Genomic DNA, 11,933 nt, shown 5'->3' with positions numbered 1-11,933 from the left:
TTGCCCACATCGTCCCACACCGTCCGCGCACAGGTGCCCAACGCGTCAACACGCTCAACCCGCTCACCATGAGACCCGTACCCATAACAGGTCCGATACCCATCCGGATCCACCTCAGCGGTCAACCGGCCACCAGCGGTGTGCTCGAACCGCCAGGTCGCCCCGTCCGGATCCCGGCGCGAGACCAGCCGCCCCGCCCCGTCGTAGCGGAACTCAGTCCGATACCCCAACGGCGTCACAGCCGCTGTGACCCGCCCGGCCCCATCACGCACAAGCCGGGCCGTATCCCCTGCCGCGTTCGTCGACGACACCAGATCACCATGCTCGTCATAACCCAACCGCACCCGCACACCCGCAGGATCCGTCACCCCGACCAACAAATTCCTGTCCCACACCAGACGAGACACCCCGCCCCCAGGATCGGTCACCACCGAAGGATTCCGGTCCGAACCGGAGTACTCGTACGTCGTAACCGCAGGCCCCGCCTGGTCGTCGTCGCCGGTGTCGCCGGCCGGCCCGCCTTGGTTGTCGCTGGTGGTGACACTGACCCGCACCACCCGGTCCGCGTCGTCGTACTCGTAGTCCGACCGGGCGCCGGTCTCCTCCACCCGGGTGGCCAGCCGGCCACGCCCGTCATACCGGCAGATCGTGGCCCGCCCATCCCGGCCGGTCACCTGCACCCGGTTGCCCCACCGGTCCCAGCCAATACTCTGCCGGTTCCCGTCCGCATCGATCATCCCGACCAGACGGCCCTTCCGGTCATGAACCCACGTGTTCGCCCTCGACCCGTCCGCGTCAGCGACCTGCGTCACACCACCCGGCAGATAGCTGTAGTGCGAGACCCGTCCGAACGCCGACCGCTGCGACACCACCTGGCCGAGCCGGTTGTACGTGTTCTCGGCCTCCACCACACCATCAGCATCCGTAACCCGACAGATCAGGCCCTGCTCATTCCACGCGTACGAGCGTGTCGCACCACCATCACCGGTAGCGCCGACCAGACGGCCCGACTCGTCGTATGTGTAGTCCACCCGGCGGCCATCACTGGCCACCAAGGCCACCACGCGGCTGCCCTCGGGGTTCCATTCGAGCCGGATGCTGCGGCCCCACTCATGCCACAACCCGACCAGCCGGCCACCAGCCCACTCATACTCCACCCGCGTCCCCGCACCACGAGACACCCAGGCCGGACGGCCCGCAGCATCGAAACACCACCGGCCACCCTGATTGTCCGACACCACAAACCCACCACCACCAACAGCAGTAGTGTCACCGCCAGTAGTGGCGGCCTCAGCGGCGGCGATGCCGGTGTCGGTGACCGCGGTGAGCCAGAAGCTGTCCCCGTCAGCCCGGTCCCAGCCATCGGCAAGCCTCGGGAACACGACGTGCCGGCCAGAGGCCTGCACCCACACCGCGCCCTCACCGTCCACGAGCAGGTGTTCGTCCGCTGTCGACGCCCAGCCCGGACCGAACACCCCCACACTCGCCGACAAGGAGTTGTACATCCGCGAGAACACCAGACTCGCCGCCCCACCACTGAAGGACAGATCGGTCTCCGGCTCCACGAAATTCCCCGTCGTGGTGTTCACCGGATCATCGGCGTACCCCGACGTCTGCGGATCCCCCTGAATCGACGGCGCTTGAACGTCCAACGGCCTACGAGTCTCCGCCACACCAGCAGCAGCAAGGGAAGCGGCCAAGGCGGCGTCGGACACCTCACTGATCTCACCCGAACCGCCGGCCGCTTCGAACGCCGCAGCGACGGTGTTGACCCAGTTGACCTCGTTGGTGTTGTTCGTCTCGAACGAGGCCAGCGCGGTCGTGATCCCAGAGGTGTTGATCTTGCACCAGGAGCACTTGTCGGCGAAATCGGTGATCGCCCCCTCCAGGGTGCCCTTCTGCGTCACCACAGTGTCATTCGCACCCGACACGTTCGACGAATACGCCCGCAGATCATCAGGACACGCCGACGACACCCCACCAGCGGCACCCGGAGCCGGCTCAGACCACGGAGTCGTCACCGGATCATGAGGCTCCGGCATGGGGACATGCTCCGCGCCCACAGGCGGCTTGTCCGTCCCTACCCGATCATCCCACCAGCTCTTGATAGCCCATTCTTTTTCCTGCCGGTCGGCCCACTCCTTCGCCTTCCGGCGACGCTCCCGCTCGGCCGCCGCGGCCTCCTTCAGTGCCTCCACCTCGGCAGCCAGATCATCCAGCGCCGAAGCAATACTCGTGCAGTCCGTCGACGCGGCCTTCGCATTCGACTCGAACACATCCGCGTAATGACCCCGAAACTCCGCCAACGCGGTCGAAGCCCACCCCGACCGCGATGTCGTCTGATCCTTCAGCGTGCCCGACAGAGCCGTCGCAGCAGACTTCAACGTGTCAGCCGCACCATCATCAAACGGCACCGGCTCGTCATACGCACCAAGATCGCCCGAACTCATCAGAACACCTCACAGCAGCCGCATAGGGGATGCACGGCCACCGGACATGAACGCTAGACCCGGCCACCCACACTGTCACCCCCACCACCTGATCCGACCGGCCCAACTCAGTGTGTGATCAGGGACAACCCCCAAGGGTAAAGCGGGATATGGGGATACGACGTCACCCATGGTGCCTGCGCGGTCCCTAGCCGCGTGCCGCTAGATTGGTGCCGTGGTTGACACCGTTGAGAACGCACGCACGACGCCCGACGTGGACCAGCCGTGGGCCGAGCTCGGCCTCAAGGCCGACGAGTACGCCCGCATCAGGGAACTGCTCGGCCGACGCCCCACCGGCGCCGAACTGGCCATGTACTCGGTGATGTGGTCCGAGCACTGCTCCTACAAGTCGAGCAAGCTGCACCTGTCCCGCTTCTCCGCCCTGCCGCAGACCACCCCGCGCGGCCCGCTACTGGCCGGCATCGGCGACAACGCCGGCGCCGTCGACATCGGCCAGGGCTACGCGGTCACCTTCAAGGCCGAGTCCCACAACCACCCGAGCTACGTCGAGCCCTACCAGGGTGCGGCGACCGGCGTCGGCGGCATCGTCCGCGACATCATGGCCATGGGGGCCCGCCCCATCGCCGTCATGGACGCCCTGCGCTTCGGCGCGCTCGACGCCCCCGACACCGCCCGCGTGCTGCCCGGCGTCGTCGCGGGCGTGGGCGGCTACGGCAACTGCCTGGGCCTGCCCAACATCGGCGGGGAACTCGTCTTCGACGCCTCCTACTACGGGAACCCGCTCGTCAACGCCCTGTGCGTGGGCGTCATGCGGCACGAGGACCTGGCCTTCGCGAAGGCCACCGGCGCGGGCAACAAGGTGATCCTCTACGGCGCCTCCACCGGAGCCGACGGCATCGGCGGCGCCTCGGTGCTGGCCTCGGAGACCTTCGAGGCCGACGGCCCGCAGAAGCGGCCCAGCGTCCAGGTGGGCGACCCCTTCATGGAGAAGCTCCTCATCGAGTGCACCCTGGAGCTCTTCCACGCCGGCGTCGTCACGGCCCTGCAGGACTTCGGTGCCGCCGGCATCAGCTGCGCCACCAGCGAGCTGGCCAGCGCCGGCGACGGCGGCATGCACTGCGAGCTCGACCTCGTCCCGCTGCGCGACTCCACGATGACGCCCGAGGAGATCCTCATGAGCGAGTCGCAGGAGCGCATGATGGCCGTCGTCGAGCCCGGCGACGTCGACCGATTCATGCAGATCTGCGCGAAATGGGACGTCCAGGCGACGATCATCGGTGAGGTCACCGACGGCGACCGCCTCACCATCGACTGGCACGGGCAGACCATCGTCGACGTCGACCCGCACACGGTCGCCCACGACAGCCCCACCTACGACCGCCCGCAGGCCCGCCCCGGCTGGATCGACGCCGTCAACGCCGACCACGCCAACGACCTGCCGCGCCCCGGCTCCGGCGAGGAACTCGCCGAGACGCTGCTCGCGGTCGTCTCCAGCCCCAACCTGGCCGACAAGAGCTGGGTCACCGACCAGTACGACCGTTTCGTGCGCGGCAACTCCGTCCTGGCCCAGCCCGAGGACGCCGGCATGATCCGCATCGACGAGGACACCAACCTCGGCATCGCGCTGTCCACCGACGCCAACGGCCGCTACACCTACCTCAACCCCTACCTGGGCGCCCAGCTGGCGCTGAGCGAGAGCTACCGCAACGTGGCCGTCACCGGCGCCGAACCCGTCGCCATCACCGACTGCCTCAACTTCGGCTCGCCGGAGGACCCCGAGGTCATGTGGCAGCTCGTCGAGGCCATCAAGGGCCTCGTCGACGGCTGCGCCGAGCTCGGCACCCCCGTCACCGGCGGCAACGTCAGCCTCTACAACCAGACCGGCGGCCAGAACATCCTGCCGACCCCGCTCGTGGGCATGCTCGGCGTCATCGACGACGTGCGCACCCGCACCCCGATGGGTTTCGCCAACCCGGGCGACGCGATCGTCCTGCTCGGCACGACGAAGCAGGAGCTCGGCGGCTCGGTGTGGGCCGACGTCATGCACGACCACCACCTCGGCGGGCTGCCCCCGTTCCCCGACTTCCCGGCCGAGAAGGCCCTGGCCAGGGTGTGCCGGGCCGCCGCCGGCGCCGGCATCCTCACCAGCGCCCACGACCTGTCCGAGGGCGGCCTGGCCCAGTCCCTCGTCGACAGCTGCCTGCGCAAGGGCCTCGGCGCCGCCGTGACCCTGCCGGGCGAGCTCGACCCCTGCGCCGAGCTGTTCAGCGAGAGCCCGGCCCGGGCCATCGTCTCGGTCGCCCCCGGCCAGTACGACGTCCTGGCCGCCCTGTGCGCCGAGCACGACCTGCCGGCCACCCGCATCGGCGAGGTCACCGGCGGTGCCGAACTGGTCGTCGAGGGCTTGTTCTCGCTGCCGCTGAACCAGATCCGCGACGCCTGGGCCGCGACCATCCCGAACGCGATGCAGGAGGCCTGAACCGCCCATGGCAGCAGCCGATGACGCCCGCGACGCCCGCATCCTCGAGGCGGCCGCCGCCCAGGTGCGCCCAGCCCTCGACGACCTCGCCGCAATGGTCGCGATCCCCTCGATCAGCTCCCAGCCTCAGCACGCCGGCGACGTGACGGCCATGGCCGGCTACCTCGTCGAGGCGATCAGGCGGCTCGGCTGGTCCGACGTGCGCACGGTCGAGGCCGGCGGCAAACCCGCCGTCCTGGCCCACTGGCCGGCTCCCGAGGGCAGACCCACCGTCTGCCTGTACTCGCACTACGACGTCCAGCCCACCGGCGAGCTCGACAAGTGGGGCACCGATCCCTTCGTGGCCACCGAGCGCGACGGCCGCCTGTACGGCCGCGGCACCGCCGACGACAAGGGCGGCCTGGCCATGCACCTGGCCGTGCTGCGCGCCTTCGACGGCCGGCCCCCGGTCGGCGTCACCGTCCTGTTCGAGGGCGAGGAGGAGATCGGCTCGCCGAGCCTCGACGCGCTGCTCGCCGCCCACCGGGACGAGCTGGCCGCCGACGCCTACGTCATCGCCGACTGCGGCAACTGGCAGATCGGCGTGCCGGCCTTCACCACCTCGCTGCGCGGCGTCGCCGACCTCGTCATCGAGGTCAGCTCGCTGGTCCGGCCCATCCACTCCGGCGAGTTCGGCGGTGTCGTCCCCGACGCCCTCACCGCGCTGTGCCGCCTGCTCGCCACCCTGCACGACGAGAACGGCGACGTGGCCGTCGCCGGGCTCGTGAGCGGTGCCGCCGACGAGCGGCTCGACTACCCGCTCGACCGGCTGCGGGCCGAGACCGGCGTCCTCGACGGCGTCGAGTTCATCGGCACCGGCCCGGTCGTCGACCGGCTGTGGGCCAAGCCCGCGGTCAGCGTCATCGGCATGGACACCACCCCGATCGCTGCGAGCTCCAATGTGCTCATCGACACCGCGAGGGCCCGCGTCAGCCTGCGCATCGCCCCCGGCGACACCCGCGAGAACGCGGTCGAGTGCCTGTCCAGGCACGTCCGCGAGCACGCCCCCTGGGGCGTGCGGGTCGCCGTGTCCAACGCCGAGGCCGCCAACCCGTCGACCGTGCCCTTCGAGGGGCCGATCGCCGAGCAGGCCCGCGCCGCCTACGGCGAGGCCTACGGCAGCGAACCCGTCTGCGTCGGCACCGGCGGCACCATCGGCATGATCGCCTCCTTCCAGGAGGCCTTCCCGCAGGCCACGGTGCTGTGCACCGCGGTCGCCGACCCCGACTGCCGCATGCACGGCATCGACGAGTCGCTCGAACTGGGCGACTTCGGGCGCGCCTGCCGGGCAGAGGCCCTCTTCCTCGACCGGTTGGGCCGATGAGCCGCGCGGCGACGAGCCCTTCACCCGGCCCAGGACGGATGCCGTGAGCACGCCCAGGTTCGAGAGCTACCCAGAACGTCTCGTCCGCGAGGCGATCGAGCGCGGCGAGTTCGACAACAACCCCTACACTGGTCGTCCCATCGACCTGGGGCGACCCGGCGCGGAGAAGCCCTGGATCGTGGAACGCCTCGAGCGGGAGGATCTCTCGGGCGTTCTGCCCGCCCATCTGCGCGCGCTCCGGGCGATGCGCGGCGAGCGGGCGGCCGAGCAGCAGGCCGGCCGCTACAAGGAGGACGACGATGGTCGGTGAGGTGCCCGAATGGGCCGCCTGGATGAGCCCGCAGAGCTACCAGCAGTTCATCAGACTGTGCACCGGCAGCATCACGGCCCGCGGCGTACGGGCCGGCTACGACGGTGACGGCACTTTCCGATACGAGGGAGGAGTCACCAGGGTCAACGGCTTGGCGCGCATGCTGCGCGAGGAGCCGACCGAACGCTGGGCGCAGGTCGTCGACGCCTTCTTCGCCGAAATGCTCGTCACTCCAGAACGCCGTGAGGAGCCGATCGACCCGGCCAGTGTCTTCCTGTCCTGTACGCAGCGTGCAGCGGTCCCGGAGCACTGCCTCTCCTCCGTCGACGAGGTGCTGCCCGGCATTGTCCTCATCCCGGCGGTCGACCACCCGAACCGCGTTGAGAAGATCGTCGCGGACAACGAACGCACTCGACCACTGGGCGGTTCTGCCGGCATGCTCGACCTCGGCAGGCGGAACCTCGCGCGCGCCCCGTTCTTCCAGAACCACTCGGTCCTCTCCCAGAACCAGCCCGACTCGATCGTCACGCTCATCACCGCCCCAGACCCCTACGTGGCCGGCCGACTCGGCGTCCTCGACACAGTGATCCCGGACTTCGCCCGCGGCACCATCGGGATCGTCGTCGCGGTACCCGCCCAGGAGGCCATGCTCATACACGTCATTCGCGGTCCCGGCCTGGTCGTCGCGCTCAACGCCATGGTGCCGTTCGCCGTGTCGCACTACGAGTCGGACCCGCACCCCCTCACACCCCAACTGTTCTTCATCGGCCCCGACGGCGACACCCAGCAGATCACCAGGACCGACCCCGACGGGATGCCCGCCGTGCTCGACCAGGGCCCGTTCTCAGCCGCGCTGCGGGCGGCCCTGGGGTAGTGACCGACGTGTCCGGCAGACCATCCGGGTCCGTCATTGACGAGAGGAGACGCAATGAAGACCGACGTCCAGATCGCCCAGGAGACGGCCCTGGAACCCATCGCCGCCATCGCCCAGTCCCTGGGCATCGACGAGACCGAGTACGAGCCATACGGCCACGACAAGGCCAAACTCTCCCTCGGCCTGCTCGACCGGCTCGCCGGGCGCCCCGACGGCAAACTCGTCCTGGTCACCGCCATCAATCCCACACCCGCGGGGGAGGGCAAGACGACCACCAACGTCGGTCTGGCGATGGCGCTCAACCGGACCGGCCGGAAGGCCATCACCACGCTGCGCGAACCCTCGATGGGCCCGTGCTTCGGGGTGAAGGGCGGCGCGGCCGGCGGCGGCTACGCGCAGGTACTGCCGATGGAGGACATCAACCTGCACTTCACCGGCGACATGCACGCCATCGGCGCCGCGCACAATCTGCTCGCCGCCCTCATCGACAACTCGATCCACCAGGGCAACCCGCTGAACATCGACCCACAGCGCGTGGAACTGCGTCGAGTCGTCGACATGAACGACCGCGCCCTGCGGCAGATCGTCGTCGGGCTGGGCCGCCGCGTCGACGGGGTACCCCGCCAGAGCGGCTACGACATCACCGTCGCCAGCGAGATCATGGCCGTCCTCTGCCTGGCCACCGGGTTCGACGACCTCAAGGCGCGCCTGGGCCGCATCATCCCGGCCTACACCTACGACCAGGAGCCGGTCACCGTCGAGCGGCTCGGCGCCACCGGCGCCATGGCCCTGCTCCTCAAGGACGCCATCAAACCGAACCTGGTGCAGACCACCGAGAACACCCCGGCGCTCATCCACGGCGGCCCGTTCGCCAACATCGCCCACGGCTGCAACTCGGTGCTGGCCACCCGCATGGGGCTCAAGCTGGCCGACTACACGATCACCGAGGCCGGCTTCGGGGCGGACCTGGGGGCCGAGAAGTTCCTCGACATCGTCTGCCCGAGCGCCGGGTTCGCGCCCGACGCCGTCGTCCTCGTCGCCACGATCCGCGCCCTGAAGTTCAACGGGGGAGTGGCCAAGCAGGACCTGGACGCCGAGAATCTGACCGCCCTCGAGGAGGGCATGGCGAACCTGGAGCAGCACCTCGACAACATCGCCAAGTACGGTGTCCCCGTCGTCGTGGCGCTCAATGCGTTCCCCGCCGACACGGCCGCCGAGACCGCGCTGGTGCGCGAGCGGTGCGCCGAACTGGGCGTCCGGGCCGTCACCTCCACCGTCTTCGCCGACGGCGGCGCCGGGGGCGTCGAGCTGGCCGAGGCGGTCGCCGAGCTGTGCGAGCAGCCCAGCGAGTTCGCCCCGATCTACGACAGCGAATCGAGCCTGCGCGGCAAGATCGAGATCATCGCCCGCGAGATCTACCGTGCCGACGGCGTCGAGTACGCGCCCGAGGCCAGGCGCCAGCTCGAACGCCTCAGCGCCCAGGGCTTCGACGACCTGCCGGTGTGCATCGCCAAGACGCAGTACTCGTTCAGCGACGACGCAGCACTGCTGGGGGCGCCGCGCGGCTTCACCATCAGCCTGCGCGAACTGAGCGTGCGCGCCGGTGCCGGATTCGTCGTCGGCCTCGCCGGGGACATCATGACGATGCCGGGGCTGCCCAAGCGGCCGGCCGCCCTCGGCATGGACATCGACCCGGACGGCCGGATCACCGGCCTGTCATGACATGAGCCGGGCGGCGCTCCGCGGCTCCGGGGCGGGCACGGCGAACCCGTTCAGCGGCTGCTCGTCGGGTTCCTCGGCCGCGCGCCGGGCCGCCCGGTAACGCGGCGCGGTGCGCACCGGCTCGGCCTCGCCGCCGAAGCAGCGCACCATCGTGACCGTGTGGTCGAAGTCGATCTCGCGGGCCGTGTCGAGCGCCACCCGCGGCTCGGAGCCCCACATCTCGGTGTGGGCATTGCGCTCGGCGACCTCATCCCAGGTGATCCTGGTCGAGGGGGCGCCGTGCTGTCGGGCCCGGACACGTTCCTGGTGCATCGCCGAGTCGGAGCAGACGGTGATGAGGAACAGCAGGTCGGTGCCCGTCTCGCTCGCCAGATCCGTCCACAGCTGCCGACTGGCCTTGGTGTAGTTCGCCGCGTCGATGATGACGTCGTGGCCGGTGACGAGGTTCTCCCGGGCGACCGACTGGGCCGCCAGGTAGGCGGCGAGCCCGGTGGCCTGATTGCGCCACAGGCCGGCCGCGGCCAGGGCCGACTCGATCCCGGGGACGCCGATGCGCACCGCGTTCATCCGGGACGCCAGCTCGGTCGAGACGTACGTCTTCCCGGTGGCCTGAAGGCCCGACATGGCGATGAGCATGGCCCCAGTCTGCCAGGGCTGGCAGGCGGAGCAGAAATGGAACCGGAGAACTCTGCACCCCTACTTGCGAGTCCGCGCGGATCACGGAAGGGCCTGGCCGGCAGGCGCGGCCACGTCCAGGCACCGGGCCCTTGCGCGTCGCGGGAGGCGCGGTGCTGCTTCGTGAGATGAGGCGCTGGGGTAGACCGGGCCCCCGCGCGTCGCGGGAAGCGCATGGGCAGGTTTGCGGACATGGAGGTCCCAGGCACCGGGCCCTCGCGCGTCGCGGGAGGCGCGCCCGAGGCCGGCGTCAGGACGCGGCACCCGCGAGCCCGCGCGCATCACGGGGAACCGCCCGGCGCCGCCCTGCGGTCAGCTGCGGAAGCTGTGCACGGGCGCGGGCAGCCGTCCGCCCCGGCCGATGAGCCCTGCGGCATCACTGCGGTGGACCGCCATGACCGGGGCGTGCCCGAGCAGGCCACCGAAGTCGATGTCGTCGCCGACCGCCGCGCCCGGGACGGGAATGATGCGGACCGCGGTCGTCTTGTTGTTCATCATGCCGATGGCGGCCTCGTCGGCGATCATCGCGGCGATCGTCGTGGCGGGGGTGTCGCCGGGGATCGCGATCATGTCGAGCCCGACCGAGCAGATCGAGGTCATGGCCTCGAGCTTGTCGAGGCCGAGCACGCCGCTGTTGACCGCGTCGATCATGCCGGCGTCCTCGCTGACCGGGATGAAGGAGCCGGACAGGCCGCCGACGTGCGAGCAGGCCATCAGGCCGCCCTTCTTCACGGCATCGTTGAGCAGGGCCAGCGCCACGGTCGTGCCGTGCCCGCCGACGGTGCCGACGCCCATCGTCTCAAGGATCTCTGCCACCGAGTCGCCGATGGCGGCGGTGGGGGCCAGCGAGAGGTCGACGATGCCGAACGGCACGCCCAGCCGCTCGGCCGCCATCGTGCCGACGAGCTGGCCCATCCGGGTGACCTTGAAGGCGGCCTTCTTGATCGTCTCGGCCATGCCGCCGAAACTCGCCTCCGGTACCTTGTCGAGGGCGCGTTTGACGACACCGGGACCGGAGACGCCCACGTTGATGCAGACGTCGCCCTCCTCGACCCCGTGGAAGGCGCCGGCCATGAACGGGTTGTCGCCGACCGCGTTGCAGAAGACGACGAGCTTGGCGCACCCCATGCCGGCGGTGCGGTCGGCGATCTCGCGGATGAGCTCGCCCATGCGGCCCACGGCGCTCATGTTGACGCCGGCCCTGGTCGAGCCGATGTTCACCGAGGAGCAGACCACATCGGTCGTGGCCAGGGCCTGCGGCAGCGAGTCCATGAGGTGACGGTCGGCTGCGCTGCGCGACTTCTGGACCAGCGCGGAGAAGCCGCCGAGGAAGTCGACGCCGACCTCGTGGGCCGCCCTGTCCAGCGCCGTGGCGAAGCAGCTGTAGTCCTCGGTGCGGCTGGCGCCGGCGACCAGCGAGATGGGGGTCACCGAGATGCGCTTGTTGATGATGGGGATGCCGAGTTCGGCCTCGATGCCCTTGGCGACGGGCACCAGCCGGCTGGCGGTCGAGACGATGCGGTCGTAGATCCGCTCACAGGCGACCCGCGGGTCGGGGTCGGCGCAGTCGAGCAGGTTAATGCCCATCGTCACGGTGCGGATGTCGAGGCGGTACTCCTCGATCATCTCGATGGTCTCGAGGATCTCGTGTTCGGTGTCCATGGTTCACAGCTCGTGCATCGCGCGGAAGATGGCCTCGGACTGCAGGCGGATGACCACCTGCTGCTCGTCGCCGACGGCCTTGAGATCACTCTGCAGGGACTCGATCGGGTGAGCCTGCTCGTCGAACTCGCACTGGGCGATCATGGTGAAGTAGTCGCCCATGATCGTCTGCGAGATGTTGCACAGGTTGACGTCGAGCTCGGCCAGCCGCGTGCTGACCGCGGCCACGATGCCCGTGTGGTCGAGGCCCGTCACGGTGAGGATCGCAATCATGCGCCAACCCTACCGGCGCCGCCTCGCGGTCAGGACGGCACGCGGGGGACGACCCCGGCCGGGCGGCGCCCGCCCCGTCCCCGTCGGACCTCACCACGGATTTTGGATTAGGCTAGCCTAAGTTA

At 69.8% G+C, this 11,933-nt stretch carries 9 protein-coding genes; 5 read left to right on the top strand and 4 right to left on the bottom strand.

Annotation, left to right across the window (positions count from 1 at the left end; all coding sequences use genetic code 11):
• Window positions 1–2,450, bottom strand: a 2,450-nt coding sequence (locus tag D9T14_RS02090; RefSeq protein ID WP_147434112.1) for a DUF6531 domain-containing protein, incomplete at its 3' end; no start/stop codon positions are given.
• A 214-nt stretch (window positions 2,451–2,664) separates the two neighbouring features.
• Between D9T14_RS02090 and purL the strand changes: the two genes are divergently transcribed.
• The 5 genes from purL to D9T14_RS02065 are packed head-to-tail and all read left to right on the top strand — an operon-like array spanning window position 2,665 to window position 9,198.
• Window positions 2,665–4,929, top strand: coding sequence for a phosphoribosylformylglycinamidine synthase subunit PurL (purL, locus tag D9T14_RS02085; protein ID WP_119160904.1), 2,265 nt, complete (start codon window positions 2,665–2,667; stop codon window positions 4,927–4,929).
• A gap of 7 nt (window positions 4,930–4,936) precedes the next feature.
• The gene (locus D9T14_RS02080) at window positions 4,937–6,292 is read left to right on the top strand and encodes a dipeptidase (protein ID WP_119160905.1); all 1,356 of its coding nucleotides are present in this window, start codon (window positions 4,937–4,939) and stop codon (window positions 6,290–6,292) included.
• 43 nt (window positions 6,293–6,335) lie between these two features.
• A complete protein-coding gene (locus tag D9T14_RS02075) occupies window positions 6,336–6,602 on the top strand; it encodes a DnaJ family domain-containing protein (protein ID WP_119160906.1) in 267 nt (88 codons plus the stop codon).
• Entirely contained in the window at window positions 6,592–7,476 is an 885-nt protein-coding gene (locus D9T14_RS02070; protein WP_119160907.1) for a DUF1444 domain-containing protein, read from the top strand. Before D9T14_RS02075 ends, D9T14_RS02070 begins: the two co-directional genes overlap by 11 nt.
• Window positions 7,477–7,530: 54 nt before the next feature.
• Complete coding sequence (locus tag D9T14_RS02065) at window positions 7,531–9,198, top strand: formate--tetrahydrofolate ligase (RefSeq protein WP_119160908.1); 1,668 nt, start codon at window positions 7,531–7,533, stop codon at window positions 9,196–9,198.
• On the opposite strand, the gene D9T14_RS02060 is transcribed toward D9T14_RS02065, so the two are convergent.
• From D9T14_RS02060 to D9T14_RS02050, 3 genes are all read right to left on the bottom strand, one after another.
• A complete protein-coding gene (locus D9T14_RS02060) occupies window positions 9,193–9,834 on the bottom strand; it encodes a P-loop nucleotide/nucleoside kinase family protein (RefSeq protein WP_119160909.1) in 642 nt (213 codons plus the stop codon). The two genes, D9T14_RS02065 and D9T14_RS02060, sit on opposite strands and share 6 nt — an antisense overlap.
• A gap of 351 nt (window positions 9,835–10,185) precedes the next feature.
• Window positions 10,186–11,535, bottom strand: coding sequence for a PFL family protein (locus D9T14_RS02055; protein WP_119160910.1), 1,350 nt, complete (start codon window positions 11,533–11,535; stop codon window positions 10,186–10,188).
• Between the two features lie 3 nt (window positions 11,536–11,538).
• Window positions 11,539–11,808 carry an ACT domain-containing protein gene (locus D9T14_RS02050; RefSeq protein WP_119160911.1) on the bottom strand — a complete coding sequence of 90 codons (270 nt, stop codon included), beginning with the start codon at window positions 11,806–11,808 and terminating at the stop codon, window positions 11,539–11,541.
• Window positions 11,809–11,933: the final 125 nt, after the last annotated feature.

This window comes from Propionibacterium australiense, from assembly GCF_003666605.1.
GTDB classification, from domain to species: domain Bacteria; phylum Actinomycetota; class Actinomycetes; order Propionibacteriales; family Propionibacteriaceae; genus Propionibacterium; species Propionibacterium australiense.
This window is presented reverse-complemented; position numbering and strand designations above follow the sequence as displayed.